This is a genomic window from Chitinophaga agrisoli (assembly GCF_008386695.1).
In the GTDB taxonomy this organism is placed as follows: domain Bacteria; phylum Bacteroidota; class Bacteroidia; order Chitinophagales; family Chitinophagaceae; genus Chitinophaga; species Chitinophaga agrisoli.
Genome location: NZ_VUOC01000004.1, coordinates 1,538,300 through 1,560,202, shown reverse-complemented (window position 1 = coordinate 1,560,202; position 21,903 = coordinate 1,538,300). Strand labels below are relative to the sequence as shown.

Sequence of the window (21,903 nt, the reverse complement as noted above, 5' to 3'; positions counted from 1 at the left end):
GCAAGGCTCTGCTAAAAAATCAATGTATTATGGCAACTACAAATGTAACAACGACAAACGTCAGGGCTTTTGGCGCCAATGCGGCTGATGAGGCGCTGGCTGCTATGTCTATTCAACGGCGGGAGCCCACCCCGCATGATGTCGAGATCGAGATCATGTACTGCGGTGTTTGTCACTCTGATCTGCACACTGCCCGCAACGAATGGCATGGCACTGTTTACCCCTGTGTGCCTGGCCACGAGATCGTAGGCAAGATAGTGCGGGTAGGTGATCACGTAACCCGTTTTAAAACAGGTGATCTGGCCGCAGTGGGTTGTATGGTGGATTCCTGCCAGGAATGCGAGCAATGTAAGATAGGGCAGGAGCAATACTGCGAGGTAGGTTTTACCGGCACTTATAATGATCCGGACCTGCACCAGGAAGGCAAACGGACCTTTGGCGGTTATTCTGAGCGCATTGTGGTGAACGAAAAATTTGTGCTGCGCGTACCGGAGAACCTGGAGCTGGCCGCTGTAGCGCCTTTATTATGCGCAGGCATCACTACCTATTCCCCGTTAAGGCACTGGAATGTAGGCCCCGGCACAAAAGTAGGCGTGGTAGGTATAGGCGGTCTGGGGCATATGGCCATTAAACTGGCGCATGCCATGGGCGCGCATGTAACCGTATTCACCACCTCAGAAAGCAAACGTGCAGACGCTATGCGCCTGGGCGCTGATGAAGTGGTACTTTCCAGCGACGCCGATGCAATGGCTAAAAAAGCCAAGAGCCTGAACTTTATCCTGGACGCCGTTTCTGCCAGCCACGATATCAATGCTTACCTGCAGCTGTTAAAGCTGGATGGCACACTGGCGCTGGTGGGCGCGCCGGAGCATCCACTGCCGGTAGCTGCGTTTAACCTGTTACTGCCCCGCAGGAACTTCAGCGGCTCCGCCATTGGCAGTATTGCAGAAACCCAGGAGATGCTGGATTTCTGCAGCAAACACGGGATCGTTTCAGACATTGAGCTGATCAACATACAGCAGATCAACGAAGCCTACGAACGCCTGCTGAAAGGCGATGTACGCTACCGTTTTGTGATAGACATGAAGTCTATTGCCGGCAACTGATGCTGACAGCCAAAGATTATTAATCCATTGCTGTGAATGTATGTTTACAGTAAATACTATTAAACCCTTTTTTGACAGATGAAGTATAATTATGTAGGGAACACCGGCCTGCGGGTATCTGAGCTGTGTTTTGGCACCATGACCTTTGGCGGCCAGAGTGCAGGTATATGGGGACATATCGGCAAACTGCAGCAGCAGGATGTGAATGATATGATGAAGACCGTGATCGAAACAGGCATCAACTTTATAGATACGGCCAATGTATATTCCCTTGGACAATCAGAACAGCTGCTGGGGCAATCCCTGAAAGACCTGGGTATTCCCAGGCATGAGATAGTGATAGCCACCAAAGTGCTGGGAAGGATGAGCGAAAAACCCAATGATGTAGGGCTTTCCCGCTATCATATCTTTAATTCCGTAGATCAGAGCCTGCAACGTTTACAGATGGATCATGTGGACATCCTGTACGTACATGGCGTAGACCCTTATACGGAGATAGAAGAGATCTTACGTTCGCTGAACGATATCGTGAACAGCGGTAAGGTGCGGTATATTGCGATCTGTAACTGGCCTGCATGGATGGTAGCTAAGGCCCAGGCAATAGCATTCTATAACGGCTGGCATAAATTCATGGGGCTGCAGCATTACTATTCTGTAGTAAGCCGTGATATTGAGCATGAGCTGGTACCGATGGCGGCAAACCATAACTTGTCTATCTTCCCCTGGAGCCCGCTGGCAGGCGGTTTCCTGACCGGTAAATTTACCCGGGAAGGCGGATCTGCCGGTTCCCGCAGGGAAACGTTCGACTTTCCGCCAATCGACAAGGAGAAAGCATATGATACGGTGGATGTGATGAAGACCATTGGTCAGCAATACAATGCCACGCCTGCGCAGGTAGCGCTGGCCTGGGTACGGCAGCAACCGGGCGTTACCAGCACCATTATTGGCGCTAAAACGACCGAACAGCTGCATGCCAATATCGCTTCCACAGATATTATGCTGTCTGCAGATGATCTGAAAAAGCTGGATGCGGTGAGCCCCCTGCCTGCCCAGTATCCCGGGTGGATGGTGGCCCGCCATAAAGGACAGCGGGATCAATAAAGATCATGACTATCAGTACCTTCATAAAACGGGGGGCGTCTGTTAAGATGCCCCCCGTTTTTTTTACAGATGAGTAAGTGATCTGGCGACATCTTCCGGTGATTTAGCCGGGATGATGTACCTTTACATTTGAAATTTGCAAAAAAGGTGCATCATGAATAGATCACTTGAAAAGTTCTACGAGGACCTTACGGGTGCAACAGGTGTTGATCTGAGTTCCTTACTGCCGCCTGATATCCATAAAGAGATAGGCCATTTTAATGTATTTAACATAGCGGAGGTGATGCAGGGCATCCGCAAAGACCGCACTATGCCGTATAACCGGCGGGCGTATTACAAGATAAGCCTGATCACTGGCCGTAACCGGGCGGAGTATGCAGATAAGGTGATTGAAATTGAAGATAGTGCGCTGTTGTTTGGTACGCCCAAAGTGCCCTACCATTGGCTGCCGGAGAACCTGGACCAGAAAGGGCATTTCTGCATATTTACGGATGAGTTCCTGGTAAGGACCAAGAGTGGCGTTATGCTAGATGAGCTGCCTATATTTAAGTCCGGCGGTTATCCTGTTTTCCAGGTATCAGCAGAAGAGGTAGCGGAGCTGAACCAGATCTTTGTAAAGATGCACCGGGAATTAGTTTCTAATTATGCCTATAAATACGATCTGTTGCGTAATTACGTATTAGAGCTGATCCATTACGGGCAAAAGCTGCAGCCGGCTACGGCGTTGTATCCTACGCATAATGCGGCTGCCAGGGTATCTTCCCTGTTTATTGAATTGCTGGAAAGACAGTTCCCTATTGAGTCTCCGCAGCAGCAGCTAAGCCTGCGGACGGCCAAAGATTATGCGGACCGGCTGGCGGTGCATGTAAACCATCTGAATAAAGTATTAAAGGAACAAACGGGTAAAACCACTACAGCCCTGATCTCCGGCCGGGTAACTAAAGAGGCCATGATCCTGTTGAAACAAACGGATTGGACGGTTTCTGAGATCGCCTGGTCGTTGGGATTTGATGAAGTGGCGCATTTCTCTAACTTCTTTAAGAAGGAAGCGGGGATGGCCCCGTTGAAGTACAGGGCCTGAGATTATTTGAATTTTGTAAGAAAAGAGTGGTAGCGTACTATTAATTGTTTCGGTGTAGAGGACCTGAGCACAACCGCCTTTCTTACCAGGTCTACATCCATTTTCTTATACTGATTTAATAGTACCACCATCTACCCGTAACACTTCACCAGTCACATAATCTGCCCAGGGGCTGGCCAGGTACGCCACTGCGGCGGCAATTTCTTCCGGCCGGCCAAAGCGGCCAATATCATTGGGCACTATATCGCGCACCGCCCCTTTCTCCATATCCTCCAACTGATCGCCCCAGCCGAATTTGGGGGCTATGTTCCTGAGCCATGTTTCTATGCCGGGCAGCAGGATAGCGCCCGGCGCCACTACATTGGAGGTAATACCGGAGTCTTTGAGCTCCCGGGCCAGGGATACAGCCAGGTTGTGCCGGGCTGCCAGGGAGGCGTTATAATGGGGCAGGGAGGCGATAGGTTGTACGGCCAGGCCACCGCCAATCTGGATAATACGGCCCCAGCCCAGTGGCCGCATCTGTGGCAATAGACGCTGTACCATGCGCACGCCGGATACTACATTTTGTTCGTAGGTGTCTACCCAGCTGGAGGAGCTGGTGTCTGTCCAGCCGCTATGCGGGTATGCGCCTGCGTTGTTCACCAGTATATCTATCTGGCCGTTTGCCAGGGCGGCCGCTGCCACGGCGTCCGCGCCGGCGTCTGTGGAGAGGTCGCCGGTAGTGGCGAAGGCTTTACCGCCTGCTGCCTGTATGCTTTTTGTTACGGCCTGGGTGCGGGCTTCATCGCGGCCATGCACGATCACTGCTACGCCTTCTGCCGCCAGGAGGCGGGCAATGGCCTCGCCCAGCCCTGCGCTGGAGCCGGTGACAAGGGCTCTTTTACCTGATAATTTTAAGTCCATGATATATTCCTTTTTTCGGTAGCACAAAGTTACCGTGAGCAGGAGGGGTGTTGTTTGCGGGATTCAATCCAATGTTTGCGCAAATCAAATATCCGGGGTGGTGAGGATATAGAAAAAAAGCGCTGCATTTATTATTTTTAGCCCCCGGTACGTAAATCCAGGAGGTAATCTTTGAGCGCAGTGGATCCACAACAGGAAGAGCGGGCGTTGCTGCTACAGGTAGCAGCCGGAGACGAAGCCGCTTTTACCCAGCTATTCAACCAATACTATCCGCTGTTGTCTACCCATGTATTCCGCATTACCCGTTCCCAACAGGAAACGGAAGAGATTGTGCAGGATGTATTCTTTAAAATATGGATAACACGCGAAAGCCTGTGCCATGTAACGGCGTTCCGTGCCTACCTGTGGGTGATCGCCAAACACCGTGCATTAAATGCCCTGCAGAAAACAGCGCGGGAGCGCAGCAATCTTACGGCCTACCTGCAAGGACAAACGGAAACAGACAGCGTGGATGATGACCTGCAGCAGCTGCACTCGCTGATCGATGAAGCCATCCGCCAGTTACCGCCCCAGCAACAGAAGATCTACCTGTTAAGCCGCCGCGAGCGTTTGCGGCAGGCAGAGATAGCCGCCCGTACGGGGCTTACCGTAGCCACGGTAAAGAAGTACATGCAGCTGGCCGTTGCATCTATCAGCGATTATATTAAGGACAGACATCCCCTGCTGGCCATCCCCATTTTCCTGCTCCGGAAGTTTTTTTAAAAAAATTCCTGTTCCCATATCTACTTTTTGCCGGTTGGGTTTGTCCTTATACAAACCACCAATCATCTCATCCATGACAAGCAGGGAACGTATACAACATTTGTTTGAGCTTTATTACGAAGACAGGATCAGCCGTGAAGAGGAAACTGAGTTGATGGCGTTAATCGCCGGGGACCCCGCTGCGCGGGAGGTATTGCCGGTTTTACTGCAACGGCACTGGGAATCACTGCCGGTAGCCGATCCGCAGTTTAGCGCGGACCAGGGCGCGGGGATATTACAGCATATACTGGGCAGCGGTAACAAACGTGTGATACCGTTATACCGCCATGGCTGGGCTGCCGCAGCGGTGATACTGGTGTTGATCATGGCTGGCATTATCCTATGGCAGCAGCGTATGCCGGCGCCGCCGCAGATCAGCCAGGCGCAGGCGCCGGTAATATTGCCGGGCAGTAATAAGGCGGTGCTGGTATTGGCAGATGGGGCCACCGTAATGCTGGACAGTACCGGCCGCCAGGTGATACAACAGGGCAGGACAACGGTTAGTCAGCAGGGTGGGCGCCTGGTGTACAAGGCCGGCAATAACGATGCGATGGTAAGTAATAATACCCTGCGTACGCCCAAGGGCGGACAGTTCCGGCTTACGCTGCCGGATGGCACCGGCGTGTGGCTGAATGCCGCTTCGTCCATCACTTACCCTACTGCGTTTACCGGTAAGGAGCGTAAGGTGGCCGTGACCGGCGAGGTATATTTTGAAGTAGCCGCCAATGCTGCCCAACCGTTTATGGTAAAGGTGAACAATGCTACGGATATACAAGTGTTGGGCACACAGTTCAATGTAAATGCCTATGCAGATGAAGCGGCCATCAATACCACGCTGTTGCAGGGCAGCGTACGGGTGGCAGCCGGCGCCGGGAAAAGCGTTGTGCTAAGGCCGGGACAGCAGGCGCAGACAAGTGGGGAGAATGAGCTGCGCGTGCTGGATCATGCAGACACGGAGCAGGCAGTGGCCTGGAAGAACGGCGTATTCAATTTTAACGGCAAGGGCTTAACGGAAGTGATGCGGCAGCTGGCCCGCTGGTATGATATAGAAGTGGTGTTTGCCGGTAAAGCGCCGGAACGCAAGTTTGGCGGTGAAATACAACGCAGCCTGCCCCTTTCTGCCGTACTGGAGATACTGGAAACAATGGACGTAAAATTTAAAATAGAAAATGAAAAGAAAGTGATCGTACTACCGGGATAACCGGTAAAGACCGTGCTGGAAAAAGAAACCGTTCTACGGGGAGGTAGAACGGCGGATGGTTCCGGCCGGTATGTAAATAAGGTCTGCTGAAGACATCATTTTTATTATCAACCAAAAACCTTTACAAAAGTATGCATTTTAAGGCTTTTTGTAACCGGGAAAGTATTGTCATGCCCGGAAGCCGTAGTAGACAAATACCGGCGCGAAATTTTAAGGACAGTTGCCGGTTAACCATTCTAGCACTGCGTGTTATGAAGTTATCAACCATCATCCTGCTGACCGCCTTTTTACAGGTAAGCGCCAGCAGTTATTCGCAGACCGTCACCTATGCCTGCAGGAACGAGTCATTAATGAATGTATTTAAAGCGATCAAACAACAGACAGGGTATGTGGTCTTTTATGACCAGGCCGTGCTGGATACGCTGGCAGGCGTAACGCTGTATGCAAAGGACCAGCCATTGGAGACCTTTATGAACAAAGCGCTGAAAGATCTGCCGCTGAGTTATACGGTGAAAGACAGAACGATCGTGGTCAGTAAAAAATCGCTGGTGAGCCAGCTGCTGGAACAGGCGGCCGGTAAGGAAACCCAGCCTTTCTACGGGAGGGTGGAGGATGAGGAAGGCCAGCCTGTTGAACGCGCCTCTGTGACCCTGCAGCCGCTGAATAAGCAGCGGGTAACGGATGTTACGGGATCGTTCAGTTTTGACAGCATACCGGAGGGCAACTATACCCTCACCATTACGCATGTAAACTATGTTAAACAAACAAAGAAGCTGAAGATGAAAGGCGAAACGGAATACACTGTGTTCCGTATGTATTCGCGGCGGCGGGAGCTGGCCGGTGTGGACGTATCGGCAGCCAGCACGGGCTATCAGAAGATAGACCCCACCGCCAATACCGGATCCTATAAGCTGATCACGGCCAAAGAGATAGAGGCCAATCCTTCCATTAACCTGATGGAGCGGCTGGAAGGCAAAGTACCGGGCGTACGTTTTGACGTAGCTAAAAACAAGATCCAGATCCGGGGGGATAATAATTTTGGCGCGGGCAGCAGCACGCCGCTGATCGTTATTGATGGTTTTCCTGCCATAGAACAGAACCTGGCCAACTACCCCGGTTCCACGTTTAGCGAGGGCGCTATCAATCCTAATTCCAACACGGGTATCCCTATTACCAACAGTACTATCCTCAGCGTATTTAACCCGGCAGATATACAGAGCATCACCTTCCTGAAGGATGCCGCAGCGGCTTCCATCTGGGGCTCCAGGGCGGCCAATGGCGTAATAGTGATAGAGACCAAGAAGGGGTTGCGTGGCCGTACCACGGTGAATGCCAACTCCACCCTGAGCGTATCTGCCATGCCGGATATGAACAACCTGAACATGATGAACAGCCGGGAGTATGTGGATTTTGAGAAAGAACTGTTTGACAAAGGCTACCTGCGCGGCGATCCTGTTGGCTACTGGCGTAATCCTAATGTAAGCGAAGCCTCCAATATCATGTATGCCGCCCAGCGCGGGGATATTACGGCCGCGCAGATGGACGCCCGATTGGAGCAGCTATCACAGCGCAACAATGTGGGCCAGATCCGTAAATACCTGTTACAGCAGGCTATTACCCAGCAACACAATCTTTCTTTGTCTGGCGGGGCTGCGAACAGCAGCTACTATATATCCGGCAACTACTCTGCCAACACGCCGGTGTTCAGGAACAATGACAGTAAGAGTTATTCCCTGCTGGCGAACCTTACCAATGATTTCTTTAATAAAAAGCTGACGGTGACCACGGGGCTGAACCAGTTATACAGCGACCGTAGAGTGAACAGCGCCGCCCAGCAGGCAATGAGCCCCGGCCAGTTTGGCCTGCGCCCCTATGATCTGCTGGTGGATGAGCAGGGCCAGCCTATTACCCGTGCTCTCCTCTTTAAACCGGAGGTGATAGACAGTTTTACCCGGATGGGTTACCTGCCCTGGACCTATAACCCGTTTGACGAGCTGCAATCCGGTAACAGCTACAAAACTACAGGTACCCGCCTTACCTCGCAGATACGGGCTAATATCGCAGATTGGCTGCATGTGGATTTTGCCGGCATGTACCAGCGCAATATCGTAGATATGGATGCGCTGCAGCAAATGAGCGCTTATGTGGTAAAGAACAAGATCAATGAAGGCACCACCTTCACCAATGGCAAGCCGGTGTACGGTTTTCCGAAGGGAGATATACTATATACCAGTCATAGCCTTACGGAAGATTATTCCCTGCGCGCGCAGCTGAATATTGATAAGACCTTTAACGATGTACATCATATCAGCATGATCGGCGGCAGCGAGATCCGGCAGTCGGCCGGTAGTGCCTATAGCCAGTCGCACTACGGATTTGACCAGGAAACCTATACCTCTATATCTGTGAATCCTACCACGCCGTATAAGAACATCTATGGCGCTACCTCTATCATTGGCGGCCAGAATACCTCCGTAGCCGTGTATAAATTGCGTTATCTCTCTTATTTCGGCAATGCCTCTTATGAGTACCAGCACCGTTATGCTATATCCGGCAGCGTGCGGTTTGACGATCATAACCTGGTAGGGGTAGAGCGGCGTAAAAGGGCTATTCCGCTATGGTCTGGCGGCTTACGATGGAATGTGGGCGGCGAGTCGTTTATGCGGGCGGCTATTAACAAATGGCTGAGCGGTTTATCCTTACGCGCCTCACTGGGAACGGGTGGTACCATCCCCTCCACCGCCACGCCGTTTGCCATCGTCAATATCAATGCCGCAGACCCGCTGAACTCACCTACGGGGTCTGCCACCTTAGGGATACCCGCCAACCGTGACCTTACCTGGGAAACCACCCGGCAGCTGAACTTTGGCATAGACGCCGGCGCTTTTGCAAACCGGCTGATGGTCACTTTTGATATCTATAGCAAACATTCTTACGGCATACTGGCTTCGCTGCCGGTAAACCCAACCTATGGGTGGCCTGAGCTGGCGTATAATACCGCTGATATGCACAGTAATGGCGTGGAGCTGAGTCTGACGGGAGATCTTGTCCGCGCAAAGAACTGGACATGGACGGCCAGCTATAACATTAGCCACAGCACGAGCAAAGTAACAGACAACCGTTTCCCTTTTTCGAACCTGAGCCCGTACGTTAACTCCATGCCCATTGCCGGTTACCCGGTAGATAACCTGTTCCTGTACCGCTGGGCAGGCCTGGATAATGCGGGGCAATCGCAGATCTATGACGCGCAGGGGAAGATCATCAGCTCCGCTGATGATACGGAGCTGAAACCGGAAGACCGGGTATATGTGGGGCGCACCACGCCGGCTTATTTTGGCGGCTTTTCGCAAAGCCTGCGTTACAAACAGCTGTCGCTGAATATAACAGCCGCCTATTACCTGGGTTATAAAGTGATGAAACAGGGCATTAATACTTCTTTCTATCCCACAGGCGACGCCTTCGAGGGGTTCCTGCAAACCAGTAAAGACCTGGTGAACCGCTGGCGCAAGCCCGGAGATGAAGCCTTTACCAACATTCCTGGCCTTACAAATTATAACGGAACGAGTATTAACCGTTATATGAACGCTACTGCCAACGTTATTGATGCGGATCATATACGCCTGCAGATGCTATCGCTGGGGTATACGCTGCCCGGCAAAGCGCTTACCCGGCTAAAAGTGGTAAAATCAGTGGTGGTGAACGGTTCCGTGAATAACCTGGGTATCATCTGGCGCAAGAACAAGGAGCATATAGACCCGGATTACATGTTTGCCGGATCTTATACCGGGTGGGCGCCTACGAAGAACTACTCATTTAATCTCAATGTTACTTTCTAATCTATGCCAATCATGAATAGGAGATATATCATATACCTGCTGGGCCTGTGGCTGCTGGCAGGCAGCGGTTGCCGCAAATACGTGGAAATAGAGCAGGTGGGTAAAAGGACCCTGCACCTGACCAAAGATTACCAGGGATTACTAAACGATCAGCTTACCATGGAGAATGCCTGCTTTTATCCGATGGTAGCGGCAGATGATATTGGCGCGCTGGATGATAACCTGCAGACCCGCATACCACAGGCCGCAGTGAACGTGTATACCTGGGCGCCGGATATATACGTGGATAATGATGATCCGGACTGGAATATCATGTATAAGCAGATCTATTACTGCAACCTGGTCATTGCCGGCGTAGCAGACAGTGATGGCGGTACAGGCGCGGAGAAAAAGAATATCAACGCCCAGGCCCTGGTACACCGGGCATTGGCTTACCTGAATTTGGTAAACGTATATGCCAAACAATATGACGCTGCCACGGCCGCTACTGATGCTGGCGTGCCGATGCCGGTAACGCCGGATTTTACCGGCAGCCTGCAAAGGGCCTCTGTACAGGCCGTATACGACCATATAAAAGAGGACCTGCAGGCAGCTATGCCAGACCTGGACGATCTGCCAGCCTATTCCATCACCCCATCCCGTGCGGGCGCTTATGCCGTGCTGGCCAGGGCTTGCCTGCAACAGGGCGATTATCCCAATGCCGGTAAATATGCCGATAGCGCGCTGGCCCGCCAGCATACGTTGCTGAACCTGGCAGATTATGCGGCAGATGTTTCCAAACTGCCGCTGAAGCTGCAGGACCCGGAGATCATTTTCGAAAAGAAGCTGGCTAATAGCACGGCGTATAATTTTCCGCTCAGCGAATCATTGCTGCAAAAGTTTGATACCACCCATGACCTGCGTTACCAGTTATTTACCGCGGATGGCGTAGTATTTGGTTACTACGGTTTTGTAGGGCGCGGTTATTACCGGCCCAGGATCACCAACGAAGGCGCCTTTGTAGGGCCCTCTGTTCCGGAAATGATGCTGATAAAAGCAGAATGCGCCGCCAGGGCTGGTAATACCGGCGCCGCGCTGGATGTGCTGAATGAGCTGCGCCGGCACCGTTTTAAACCGGAAGACTATACGCCATTGCAGGCAACTAACCCTGCCGCCGCCCTGCGCCTGACTATAGATGAGCGGGGCCTGGAGTTGATGGGCCGCGGTTTCCGCTGGTTTGACCAGAAGCGGTTGAACAAAGAGGCCGCTTTTGCTGCTACGGTTACCCGCAGCTTCAAAGGGCAAACCTATACGCTGGAACCTAACGGCAACCGCTATATGTTCCCTATCGCCAACAAGTATATCACTATGAACCCGGAGATCACACAAAACCCGCGGTAAGTAAAAAGTAACGAAAACTGGTCGGATGACCATCAAACAATCAATAGCTCTATAATGAAACGAAGCACCAGTATTTTTGGCGTGCTATTGTTGTGCGCTGTGATCAGCGCAGGCAGCACCGCCATCGCTCAAAAGAAACGGAAACATGGAAAAGAGGAAACGGCCGCTGCTCCTTCCGCCAATAAACCGGCAGCTGATTCCGCCAAGAAAAAAGAAGCCACTCCCATCAAGAAGTATGAGGAAGTGATCACCAAAGATGTGCATACCTGTAAAGGGTTTATTACCGTGCACAGTAAGGATGATAAATTCTATTTCGAGATCCCCAGGTCCTTGTTTGGCCGTGATATACTAACCGTGAACCGTATTGCCAAAGCCTCTGTAGACATGCGTAACGGTCCCTGGGGCCTGGCTGGCGATGAGATAGGCGAAGCGGTGTACAGCTTTGAAAGAGGGCCTTCAAATAAGTTGTTCCTGAGAAGGATGTCTTTTTCTGAATACACTTCTGACAGCACCCGTGCCATGTTTGCCGCCGTGCAAAAGAATAACGTGCAGCCTATTGCCGCCGCATTCCCTATACTGGCCTTTAACCCGGACTCCAGTGCTATGGTGATAGACGTAACTGATTTCCTGAACAGCGATAATGAGATCCTGTATTTCCAGCATCAGAAGATAAAGGAGCGTGCCGGCGTTAGCGGCCAGCAGAATGACCGCAGCTACATAAAATACGTTCATACCTATACCAACAACCTGGAGGTGCGGGCCCTGAAAACCTATGCGGCAGGGCTCAATCCTGCCGGGGCCAATTACTCGCTGGAGCTGAACTCCTCCCTGGTGCTGCTGCCGGAAAAACCCATGCAGGGCCGTTTGCGGGATGAGCGTGTTGGCTATTTTGCCACAGGCTTCCGCGATTTTGACGCTAACCCGCAGGGCGTAAAAGAAGTGGTGTATGCGCGCCGCTGGCGCCTGGAGCCCAAACCGGAAGACGTAGAAAAATACAAAAGGGGAGAGCTGGTAGAGCCGGCCAAACCCATCGTGTTTTACATAGACCCTGCCACGCCAAAGAAGTGGATACCGTACCTGATACAGGGCGTAAATGACTGGCAGCATGCCTTTGAGCGTGCCGGTTTCAAAAATGCGGTCTATGCCAGGGAAGCGCCTTCTGAACAGGAAGACAGCACCTGGAGCCTGGATGACGCCAGCCATTCTGCTATCATCTACCGCCCTTCCTATATCATGAATGCCATGGGGCCTAACGTATGCGACCCCCGCAGCGGCGAGATCATCGAAAGCCATATTTTCTGGTATCACAATGTTATGAAGCTGTTGCACGACTGGTACATGGTGCAGTGCGCCGCTGTGGACCCGCGCGCCCGTAAACGCGAGTTTGACGATGAGCTGATGGGACAGCTGATCCGGTTTGTATCCTCGCATGAAGTAGGACATACGCTGGGATTGCTGCACAATTTTGGTGCTTCCTCCACCGTGCCGGTAGAGAACCTGCGTAACAAACAATGGGTGGAAGCCCATGGCCATACGCCTTCTATTATGGACTATGCACGTTTTAACTACGTAGCGCAGCCGGAGGATCATATTGGCGCGGCTGGCCTGTTCCCCCGTATTAATGACTATGATAACTGGGCCATTGAATGGGGTTACCGCTGGCGGCCGGAGTATAAAACGCCCTGGGAAGAGCAGCTGGCGCTGACAAAGATCGTGACGGACAGCCTGCGCAACCCGCGTCTGTGGTTTGGCAGCGAAATGGAGCCGGCAGACCCGCGCAGTCAGAACGAAGACCTGGGCGACAACGCCATGAAGGCCAGCGCCTACGGCATTAAGAACCTGCAACGTATTATGCCGCAGGTGGCCGCCTGGAACGCCGCTCCGCAAGAATCATCTGAAGGGGTGAAGGATGAACTGGGCACAATATGGAGCCAATATGTTATGTATGTAGGCCATGTGATGAAGAACATAGGCGGCGTATACCATACCCCTAAAGTGGGCGCCCAGCCTGGCCCTATAGAGGAGATCGTAAGCAAGGCGAAACAGCAGGAAGCCATGGCATTCATCAACCGGGAGTTCTTTATCACCCCCATGTGGCTGAACGAAAAAAGCCTGATAGAGCGTTGCCAGGTAAACTTTACGATGGAGCTCTCCGACCTGCAGATATCTGCCATGAACAGCCTCATAAGCCGTGCGCGCCTGAGCCACCTGCTGACGGCAGAGATAGAGCAGGGTAAAAAAGCCTATGGCGTGCAGGATTTCTTTGCTGATATGGATAAGTCCATCTATACAGAGCTGTACCAGGGCAAAAATGTGGAAGTATACCGCCGCAACCTGCAGGAGACTTATCTGAACCGCGTGCTGGAGCAGGCATTTGCCCCGGATGACCAGTATAATATCACCATAGGGTCTTTTCACCCTACCTACTCCGATCTGCAGGGCATACTGCGGGAGGAGCTGCGCACACAGCAGGCCCTGATCAAAAAGAGCCTGTTAAACCCGGGGCTGGATAATATCACCAGGATCCACCTGCGGGAGATGAATGACAAGATCACCAGAAAGTTTGCGATAAAATAAGTACTGATAAAAGGTTGACACCTATCCTATGCGTCCTGTCCCTGTTCCCTGATGGTTGATAAGTGCGATGTATCCCCCCGTCTTTACGATGGGGGGATTTTTAATTGGCGCTGCATGTATTGGATTTATTAAAACAAAACTTACATTTGGGGTACAGCGCTTCAAGGTTCTTAAGCCCCCTCTTGAAGATGGTTAAAAGGCTGTTTCATATGTAATTGTTTTTCAGCTATTTAAAGGCAAACAGTGAACAAACATCAAGACCAAATGGCAAATTTGATCACCATGCTGCTATGCAGTTCCATGTCATGCGGCCTGTGCCATTTTACTGAAACAATACGGGAAATAACATTAAGTTAACATCAGCCAGCCATTTCTTTCCAATCTGCGCAACAATCTTTACGTCATATGAAAAAGGACCTGCCCGTTTACAACATCAGAAAAATATCGGATTTTAAGAGTGAGGATATTATTGTCAGCCGATTTGCTCCCTACCTGGAGACGCATCCCAATTTATGCCAGCCGCATAAGCATGATTTCTTTCATATGTTGCTTTTTACGAAGGGAGGAGGCACACATTCGATCGATTTTGTAACGTTTCCCGTAACGCCTTTCCAGATGTACTTTATGATTCCCGGACAGGTACATAGCTGGGATTTTGAAGGGGAAGTGGATGGGATCGTGATCAATTTTACGGCTCCTTTCTTCAAAGCATTTTTATTAAATCCCAGTTATCTTGACCAATTTCCTTATTTCTGCGGAAAGCCATCCACTTCTGTGATATACCTGCCGGAGGAACTGCAGCCGGAAATCCTGCGGCTCATGACCTGTATCGTGCAGGAATCAGAGGCCAATCAGCCCAATAGCGCGGATATGATAAAGGTATTGCTGGTAGCGCTGTTTATCAATCTTGGCCGGCTACAGCACGAAAACCTCCATCTGAAACTCCACCATCCACAATTTAATATCTTTAAGAAGTTTATTGATCTCACAGACAAGAACATCACCACGCTGCGGCTTCCCAGTGAATATGCTGACCTGCTTTGTATATCGCCCAATTATCTAAACATGATCTGTAACGCGATCATCGCCAAGCCGGCGGGGGAGATCATCCGGGACCGCGTGGTGCTGGAGGCAAAACGCCTGATCACCAATATAGATCTATCCATATCAGAAATTGCCTACCAGTTGAACTTTAAGGACGCTTCCTATTTCTCTAAATTCTTTAAAAAACAAACGGGGCTGCCGCCGGAGGATTTCCGGAACTCCTTTGCCAGGGCGGGAAGTTGTCATTAGATTCACGAATATTACCGTTCCTATGGTGAATATTACCAGTGGCTCTCACCGGCTACATCTACATTTGGGATACCATAAAATATTGAACAATGAAAACGATGTATCCTATCCACGTTATCTTATTATTCTTACTTACTATTGCCACTAATACCCTACTTGCCCAACAGGCGGCGTATTACCGTATCAAGGTAGGGCGTGTGGAAGTGATTGCTTTATCCGACGGCACTGTTTCGCTGGATGCAGAAAAATTGCTGCATACAAAAGCACCGGACAAAGCGCCGGCGTTGTTACGCTCCGCTTATCTTAATAATCCGATAGAAGTATCCATTAATGCATTTTTGATCCATACCGGAGATAAAATGATCCTGCTGGACACCGGCTCCGGCGAATTATTTGGGCCTCATTATGGCGGCCGTCTGGTGAGTAGCCTGCGGGCAGCAGGTTACGAGCCGGAGCAGATCAGCGATATCCTGCTTACGCATATTCACAACGACCATTCCGGCGGATTGAGCATACAGGGAAAAATGGTGTTCCCCAATGCCGTTATACATGTAAACAAACTGGATCTTGATTACTGGCTGGATAAGGAGCGGATGGAAAAAGCGGATACGGTTGCCCTTTCTTCTAACAAGAAATCATTTATCAATGCACAAAAAGTGTTTGCCCCTTACCTGAGCGCCGGCAAGGTCAAAACGTTTACGGAGGGTATGGAGGTGTTTCCGGGCATACAACGTATACCTACGCCGGGGCACACGCCTGGCCATACTATCTATGTGCTGGAAAGCGATGGAGATAAGCTGGTGTTCTGGGGTGATCTTATTCATGTAGGTGGCGTGCAGTTTGCGGATCCGGGTATTCCGGACGGGTTTGATGTAGACAAGGAAAAAGGCATAGCCCAGCGGAAACGGTTATACCAGGAGGCGGCTGCGCGGGGTTACCTGATTGCAGCAGACCATCTTTCTTATCCTGGCCTTGGGCGCTTAAGGGCTGCGGGTAACGGTTATGAGTGGTTGCCTGTTCCATATAGTGTAAGCGGAAGAACAAAGTAATTATAGCAGTAAGGTTTAAAATTTACAGGTAAGCAGCTGTTGATAGCAACAGCTGCTTACCTGTTTTTTTTGGGGCGCCCGGATCATAACGGTCCACGAAAATTACCTGATATCTGGTGAATATCACAAATGGGGCCCGCCTGGCATAGCTAACTTTGAGTTATCATAATAAAACAACAGCATTGTACGAAACAAAAACCATCTCTGTTTACTGCAAAAAAAAATGGATCATGAAAACTAAACTCATATTTCTTATGGCTCTGATCGGCATATCTATTGGCGCTACCGCACAACATGTAGACGCATCAAAGGATCCCAATATTGATCCTGCTATCCGTCCTTTCTTAAAGGAATTAAACGAAGCTGGTAAAAATACCACACCGCTTTGGTTGCTGCCGGGTAAAGGCCCCAGCGAAGGCCTCACTGGTTTGCAGAACAAGACCCAGGTAGATCTTAGTGGTGTGGATATTACCCAGCGGACCATTACGCAGGATGGGGTAGAAGTGCCTATCTATATCCTGCGGCCCAGCGGTACGCAGGAGGTGTTGCCCGTAATTATGTTCTTTCACGGCGGTGTATGGATCGCCGGTAGTTTTGAAAATCACAAAAGGCTGGTACGCGATCTGGTGGTGAACACGCATTCTGTAGGCGTTTTTGTTGACTATACTTTCATCCGCGAAGCAAAATTCCCCACGCAGATCAACCAGGCTTATGCCGCTACTAAATGGGTGTCTGAGCACGGCAGCGAGATCAAAGCGGATGGCTCGCGTATAGCTTTAGCGGGCAACAGCGTGGGCGGCAACATGGCGGCCGCCGTGGCGCTGATGGCCAGGGATAAGGGCGCGCCGGCCATACGCTTCCAGGCATTGCTGTATCCTGCATTGGATGCGAACTTTGAAACGGGATCCTACAAGGCGTTTGCTGACGAACGTTTCCTGTCCAGGGCTTTTATGCAGTATGGCTGGTCTATGTATGCGCCGGATGCCGCTACACGGAAGGAACGGTATGCAGCGCCTTTACAGGCAACATTGGAGCAATTGAAGGGCGTGGCCCCCGCGCTTATTCAAACGGCAGAAAATGATCCGCTGCGGGATGAAGGCGAAGCATATGGTAAAAAATTAAGCGAGGCCGGCGTGGAATGTACTACGGTACGGTACAATAGTATGATCCATGATTTTCAGTTACTGAATGCGATCAATCATTTGCCGGCGGTACAGGTTTCCTTACGGCAATTGTATACGGAGTTAAAGCTTCATCTGCAGTAGATCAACGGGTTTTGATCATGTCCTATAAGTACAACATCTCCCGGCCGAAAGGTTTTGGGGGATGTTTTTTGTTGCTAATGGCTAACAGCCAGTTGCTGCATGATCTTCTCGGTTGCCTCGGGATAAATCGTGATCAGGTGCGTGTGCATAGAATCGGCGGTGGGCCTTTGCTGCCCGTTGGTAAGCAGGGTGATATTGCCGGAGGGTAGGTTAGGCATGTGGCAGTCTACACAGTTTTGCGCCAGTACCTCCGCCGGGAGGGAAGTAAGCTTGCAGGGATGGCTATCAGGCTGGTGGCAGCTGATACAGCGTTGGGAGAGCGTTTGCACATTCCTTTCACTGGTATGCGGATTATGGCAGGTGGAACAGTTCATGTTCACGCTTTGCTTAAAACATTTGCTGCCGGTAAACAGCTGGTATTGGGTGCCATGTACATCCAGCTCTTCCGGTTTACCGGGGCCCATAATATCCGGATAAAAATAGTCGCTGTAGGCATCGCCGGGGCGGAAGCCGAAGATGGATTTCTGCGGCGTTTGCAGGCCGGAATGGCATACGGCGCACATATCCAGCTTTTGCTGGTTTTTCAGGGAGCGGATATTGGTGATATAATGCGCTTCTTTTTCCTGCGGATGGTCTGTATGAAAAACGGCATGTTCCAGGGCGGGGCCATGACAGCGCTCGCAGTCAATACCGTAGATCAGCTGGTTTTTTTCGAACTCCTCCTGCATGTGCCGGCCTACCATCTGCGTGCTTTTAATGCCCACCATGGAGCTATGGCAGCCAAAGCAGGTGCCGGGTATCATCCGGTCGAACTTTGGATAGGAAGGAGGGAAGCCGGGGCTGTTGGCCCAGCTATGTGTTGTTACAAAATAAGACAGGGGCAGCTGGAAATACTTTCCCGCTGTCCAGTAAAGATAGGTTTGCGCCTTGCGGCCAGAGCCCACGGCAATATCAAAACGGTGGGCCTCCTGGATGGCATTGTTCATATATGCTGCCTGGAACAGGCCACTATCCCGCGCTTCCATATGCACCTGCATGCCGTTGCTGTATTGGAAGATGTTACCCGGTGCATTAAAGCCGCCTTTTACGGTAGCCTGGGAGGCCGGGCGGGAAGTATGGTAATGGGCGGTGGCTACATAAGACTCATAAATGCTTTTGTGACAGCTTACACAGGCGGCGGAGCCGGCAAATTGCGGCCCGCGCAGGTCTTGCTGCTGGTTGGCTTTGCGGATGCATTGAGATAACAGGATGATACCGGATATAAGGCAAAAGGATACGGACCAAAGGCGTTTGTTCATATCGATGGAATAAGCGGCTAAAGATAGGGTATCTGGGAGAGGATTGCCAATTATTCCCGCAGCCACCTCACCACGTCCGGATAGTCGTTAGCCGTTAGCCCGATTGCCTGGAGCATGGGTATGCCAAAATAGATGTTTTTGCTGCAGGTATCCGTAATGTAGCTGCTGCCGCCATTGTATCCCTTATCATGAAATACAAAATGGGGATCTATCTGTAAATAGATACAAACGGCGTAGGACCAGGCGATAGCCATCATTTCTTCCGCTTCGCGGTCACGGCGGTCAATGATCGTGGCGCCCATCAGTTTGGGACGGTCTGCCGCCGGCACCACGGCTATATGCCCGGCTTCATGCAGGATATCGCCGGGTTGTTCCAGCGCCTGCTCGTCAATAACGATGGCGCCATGCTCAATAAGGAAGCCCGGCAGAAAACTTTCTTTCTCAATTTTCCTGAAGAGGGTTGGAATACCGATGGCGTTCAAAAAGCTGACGCACTGCGTTAACATGTCTGTTTTGTGATGGTTACTGCTATCGTTCAATGTGTTAGATCGCTAAAACAAGCTATTTAAGGGTAAATAAAGCGGGTTTGCGATGGCAATATAAGTAAACTATCCGGGGTAGTGTCTTACAGTTTTGTGACAATTTGTGCCGCGCAGGGTGTGGAACGGCCGGGGTTTTCCGTGTGGATGACGGCGTTCAGGCGAGGCTGACAGCTTTCCACAATTGTGTATAACTCCTGCCGGCAGCGCGTTTTTAGCCTGAATACTTTAATTATATTTGCCAGATTGCTACCGGTCAAAACAAGGGGAGAGACGTTGACAGTCATGTAATTATATATTCCCCTGGCAGTCATATTCCTGCCCATCCCAGCAAAATACATACAGGCCAAACCGTAGAATGAATAGGATACACTATGCATAGCGAAGACATTTCACATACACTCAATACCCACCCGGCTTTCCAGATGCTACGGCTGCAGAATGCGCGGTGGGTATTGCCATTATTGTACAAGGTCTTTAAGGAGGAGAACCGTTTCCTGGTGGAGGAGAAGACATTCATCCAGCTGGTGGCGGAAGCGCTGTCAGCCCATTCAGACGGTACGGAGAACCTGGAGGAGGCCAATATAGTATTTGGCGAGAATGAAGAGGCCCGCAGCCGCAAGTATATCCTGAACTGGGTGCAGAAACGTATCCTGCAGGATTTTAACGATGCCGAGGGCGTGATCCAATACCAGCTGAGCGCACACACGGAACGTGTGTTCCAGTGGTTCAGCACCCTGCAGAAACGGCATCACGTGGGCACAGAAAGCCGTTTTAAGCTGCTGTTCAATTCCCTGCGGGACATTGTAGAGCATACGGAGGATGATGCCCGTAAAAGGCTGGAAATGCTCAAGGACAAGCGGGCGGAGATAGACAAGGAGATCAAAGCTATAGAGCTGGGCATTGCGCCGGACAGCTACAGCAATTCACAGGTACAGGAGAGGCTGGAACTGTTTACCCGTTTGTGTTATGAGCTGGTAGGCGATTTCCGGGAAGTGGAAGACAATTTTAAACAGATACACCGCTCCATCGTAGAGCACCATACCCGTACAGAGCAGCACAAAGGGGCTATTTTGGGATATGCCTTTGAAGCCTATGACGAGTTGCGGGGCAGCCCGCAGGGAAAAAGCTTTTATGCCTTCTGGGACTTCCTTATTTCCCGCGCAGGGCAGGAAGAGTGGAAAGAGCTGATGGAAGAGCTGGTGGCATTATTGCAGGAGCGGGAGATACCAGCCGATGAGCCGTTTATCCATAACGTAAAATCCATGCTGCTGGAACAGGGCAGGGCGGTATACGATGCCAATGATAAGATGGCGGAAAAACTGAGCCGTATTATCTCTGAGAAGGAGATTGCCCGTCACCGGCGCCTGCGCCGCCAGATCAGCGGCATTAAGGAAATGGTGTTTGACCTCATGGACCAGCCGGACTTGGATGCCGGTATCACCATTGATGAAGGGGTAGAGATACGGATGATCATGGACCGTAAGCTGCAAACAGCGCCCAAGAAAGGGCCGGCGCCCGTGGTGCAGCCCAGTACTGCTGCAGAGCAGATAGCAGACCCGGAACGTTTTAGCCGGATCATGAACACGTCGTTTATTGACCGGCGGCAGTTATGGGCTAAGGTAGAACAGGCATTGCAGGTACAGCAGGTCATCTCCCTCAAAGAATTGCTGGAGATAGTGCCGCTGGAGAACGGATTGGCGGAAGTAGTAAGTTATTTCCGTTTCGTGCGTGAAAAACCCAATAAGGTAAGCGTGGTGGGCAACGCTACGGAATTGATACCGCTGAATGCCGCCCGTACGAAATTTGTGGAAGTGCCCTATTTACTCTTTAACGCGTAAGATGATGAACACACCGATAAAACTATTACCCTTTACACCGGTATTGATAAAGCTGTTGAAAGGCCCGGTGGAATACCAGGAAAAAAGCGCCTGGGAAAAACTGTTGCAGCATAAGAATGAGCTGCAGATCTTCCTGCTGTCAGTAGGATTAACGCTGGTGCTGGATGAAGCGGATGGATACGCTTTTGTAAAACATACCGCATCCGGGGAAGAGGAAACCGGCATTAGCTGGGTGCACCGGCGTACACTGAGTTACGAGGAAAGTATTATGCTGGTGCTGCTGCGCGAGATGATGGCGGAATTTGAGACCGGCGAAGCCACCAGCCGGGAACTGATACGCAAGCGGCGCGAGATAAAGGAGTATGCGGAGCTGTTCTTTAAGGAAAACGCCAGCCGCGTCAAATTCCTGAAAGAGATAGACCGCCTGATCGATAAGGCAGAGGAGTTTGGCTTCCTGTACCAGGAAGAACACCACGAGGTGCCGGATGAGCAACGTTTCCGGATCTGTAAGATCATTAAGGCAAAGATAGGCCCGGAAGAGCTGGATGATTTTTACCGCCAGCTGCAGCAGGCAAAGGAGCAGTTGCAGCAGCCGGAGGAGGGTACGGATACGGGATTCAGCAATAATTAGG

16 protein-coding genes are annotated in these 21,903 nt (G+C 51.1%); 13 read left to right on the top strand and 3 right to left on the bottom strand.

The genetic code is table 11. From position 1 onward, the window contains the following. The first annotated feature begins 29 nt into the window (after nt 1-29). The 3 genes from F0L74_RS25290 (at nt 30) to F0L74_RS25280 (ending at nt 3,288) form a co-directional block, all read left to right on the top strand. On the top strand, nt 30-1,106 hold the full coding sequence (locus F0L74_RS25290) for an NAD(P)-dependent alcohol dehydrogenase (protein ID WP_149840696.1): 1,077 nt from the start codon (nt 30-32) through the stop codon (nt 1,104-1,106). Nucleotides 1,107-1,184: 78 nt separating this feature from the next. Next, nucleotides 1,185-2,207, top strand: coding sequence for an aldo/keto reductase (locus tag F0L74_RS25285; RefSeq protein ID WP_149840695.1), 1,023 nt, complete (start codon nt 1,185-1,187; stop codon nt 2,205-2,207). A gap of 154 nt (nt 2,208-2,361) precedes the next feature. Beyond that, nucleotides 2,362-3,288 (top strand): helix-turn-helix domain-containing protein, encoded by a 927-nt coding sequence (locus tag F0L74_RS25280; RefSeq protein ID WP_149840694.1) that lies wholly within the window; start codon nt 2,362-2,364, stop codon nt 3,286-3,288. A 105-nt stretch (nt 3,289-3,393) separates the two neighbouring features. Here the strand turns inward: F0L74_RS25280 and F0L74_RS25275 are convergent, their stop codons facing one another. Beyond that, nucleotides 3,394-4,191, bottom strand: coding sequence for an SDR family NAD(P)-dependent oxidoreductase (locus F0L74_RS25275; protein ID WP_149840693.1), 798 nt, complete (start codon nt 4,189-4,191; stop codon nt 3,394-3,396). Nucleotides 4,192-4,371: 180 nt separating this feature from the next. Here F0L74_RS25275 and F0L74_RS25270 point away from each other — a divergent pair, with 180 nt between their 5' ends. The 8 genes from F0L74_RS25270 (at nt 4,372) to F0L74_RS25235 (ending at nt 17,593) form a co-directional block, all read left to right on the top strand. After that, a complete protein-coding gene (locus F0L74_RS25270) occupies nt 4,372-4,953 on the top strand; it encodes a sigma-70 family RNA polymerase sigma factor (RefSeq protein ID WP_149840692.1) in 582 nt (193 codons plus the stop codon). 73 nt (nt 4,954-5,026) lie between these two features. Beyond that, nucleotides 5,027-6,193 (top strand): FecR family protein, encoded by a 1,167-nt coding sequence (locus F0L74_RS25265; protein WP_149840691.1) that lies wholly within the window; start codon nt 5,027-5,029, stop codon nt 6,191-6,193. 251 nt (nt 6,194-6,444) lie between these two features. After that, complete coding sequence (locus F0L74_RS25260; RefSeq protein WP_188316153.1) at nt 6,445-10,029, top strand: SusC/RagA family TonB-linked outer membrane protein; 3,585 nt, start codon at nt 6,445-6,447, stop codon at nt 10,027-10,029. Between the two features lie 12 nt (nt 10,030-10,041). After that, nucleotides 10,042-11,409 carry a RagB/SusD family nutrient uptake outer membrane protein gene (locus tag F0L74_RS25255; RefSeq protein ID WP_149840689.1) on the top strand — a complete coding sequence of 456 codons (1,368 nt, stop codon included), beginning with the start codon at nt 10,042-10,044 and terminating at the stop codon, nt 11,407-11,409. A 54-nt stretch (nt 11,410-11,463) separates the two neighbouring features. Continuing rightward, a complete protein-coding gene (locus F0L74_RS25250; protein WP_149840688.1) occupies nt 11,464-13,986 on the top strand; it encodes a zinc-dependent metalloprotease in 2,523 nt (840 codons plus the stop codon). Nucleotides 13,987-14,391: 405 nt separating this feature from the next. Further along, nucleotides 14,392-15,279 (top strand): helix-turn-helix domain-containing protein, encoded by an 888-nt coding sequence (locus F0L74_RS25245; protein WP_149840687.1) that lies wholly within the window; start codon nt 14,392-14,394, stop codon nt 15,277-15,279. Nucleotides 15,280-15,368: 89 nt separating this feature from the next. Further along, nucleotides 15,369-16,328, top strand: coding sequence for an MBL fold metallo-hydrolase (locus F0L74_RS25240; RefSeq protein WP_149840686.1), 960 nt, complete (start codon nt 15,369-15,371; stop codon nt 16,326-16,328). Between the two features lie 254 nt (nt 16,329-16,582). Then, nucleotides 16,583-17,593: an alpha/beta hydrolase gene (locus tag F0L74_RS25235; RefSeq protein ID WP_213087077.1), complete on the top strand. Its 1,011-nt coding sequence runs from the start codon at nt 16,583-16,585 to the stop codon at nt 17,591-17,593. 74 nt (nt 17,594-17,667) lie between these two features. Here the strand turns inward: F0L74_RS25235 and F0L74_RS25230 are convergent, their stop codons facing one another. Together F0L74_RS25230 and F0L74_RS25225 are read right to left on the bottom strand one after the other, a co-directional pair. After that, entirely contained in the window at nt 17,668-18,891 is a 1,224-nt protein-coding gene (locus F0L74_RS25230; protein ID WP_149840684.1) for a multiheme c-type cytochrome, read from the bottom strand. A gap of 50 nt (nt 18,892-18,941) precedes the next feature. Beyond that, nucleotides 18,942-19,397, bottom strand: coding sequence for a hypothetical protein (locus F0L74_RS25225; protein ID WP_149840683.1), 456 nt, complete (start codon nt 19,395-19,397; stop codon nt 18,942-18,944). A gap of 407 nt (nt 19,398-19,804) precedes the next feature. Between F0L74_RS25225 and F0L74_RS25220 the strand changes: the two genes are divergently transcribed. Then, on the top strand, nt 19,805-21,271 hold the full coding sequence (locus tag F0L74_RS25220) for a DUF3375 domain-containing protein (protein ID WP_149840682.1): 1,467 nt from the start codon (nt 19,805-19,807) through the stop codon (nt 21,269-21,271). Between the two features lies 1 nt (nt 21,272). Then, nucleotides 21,273-21,902, top strand: a complete 630-nt coding sequence (locus tag F0L74_RS25215) for a DUF4194 domain-containing protein (protein ID WP_246197813.1) — start codon at nt 21,273-21,275, stop codon at nt 21,900-21,902. Nucleotide 21,903 lies beyond the last annotated feature (1 nt).

What these genes read in the sequence shown, in the direction of transcription:
- F0L74_RS25290 (WP_149840696.1), top strand. Translation starts at nt 30, where the DNA reads ATGGCAACTACAAATGTAACAACGACAAACGTCAGGGCTTTTGGCGCC.
- F0L74_RS25285 (WP_149840695.1), top strand. Translation starts at nt 1,185, where the DNA reads ATGAAGTATAATTATGTAGGGAACACCGGCCTGCGGGTATCTGAGCTG.
- F0L74_RS25280 (WP_149840694.1), top strand. Translation starts at nt 2,362, where the DNA reads ATGAATAGATCACTTGAAAAGTTCTACGAGGACCTTACGGGTGCAACA.
- F0L74_RS25275 (WP_149840693.1), bottom strand. Translation starts at nt 4,191, where the DNA reads ATGGACTTAAAATTATCAGGTAAAAGAGCCCTTGTCACCGGCTCCAGC.
- F0L74_RS25265 (WP_149840691.1), top strand. Translation starts at nt 5,027, where the DNA reads ATGACAAGCAGGGAACGTATACAACATTTGTTTGAGCTTTATTACGAA.
- F0L74_RS25260 (WP_188316153.1), top strand. Translation starts at nt 6,445, where the DNA reads ATGAAGTTATCAACCATCATCCTGCTGACCGCCTTTTTACAGGTAAGC.
- F0L74_RS25255 (WP_149840689.1), top strand. Translation starts at nt 10,042, where the DNA reads ATGAATAGGAGATATATCATATACCTGCTGGGCCTGTGGCTGCTGGCA.
- F0L74_RS25250 (WP_149840688.1), top strand. Translation starts at nt 11,464, where the DNA reads ATGAAACGAAGCACCAGTATTTTTGGCGTGCTATTGTTGTGCGCTGTG.
- F0L74_RS25245 (WP_149840687.1), top strand. Translation starts at nt 14,392, where the DNA reads ATGAAAAAGGACCTGCCCGTTTACAACATCAGAAAAATATCGGATTTT.
- F0L74_RS25240 (WP_149840686.1), top strand. Translation starts at nt 15,369, where the DNA reads ATGAAAACGATGTATCCTATCCACGTTATCTTATTATTCTTACTTACT.
- F0L74_RS25235 (WP_213087077.1), top strand. Translation starts at nt 16,583, where the DNA reads ATGGCTCTGATCGGCATATCTATTGGCGCTACCGCACAACATGTAGAC.
- F0L74_RS25230 (WP_149840684.1), bottom strand. Translation starts at nt 18,891, where the DNA reads ATGAACAAACGCCTTTGGTCCGTATCCTTTTGCCTTATATCCGGTATC.
- F0L74_RS25225 (WP_149840683.1), bottom strand. Translation starts at nt 19,397, where the DNA reads ATGTTAACGCAGTGCGTCAGCTTTTTGAACGCCATCGGTATTCCAACC.
- F0L74_RS25220 (WP_149840682.1), top strand. Translation starts at nt 19,805, where the DNA reads ATGCATAGCGAAGACATTTCACATACACTCAATACCCACCCGGCTTTC.
- F0L74_RS25215 (WP_246197813.1), top strand. Translation starts at nt 21,273, where the DNA reads ATGATGAACACACCGATAAAACTATTACCCTTTACACCGGTATTGATA.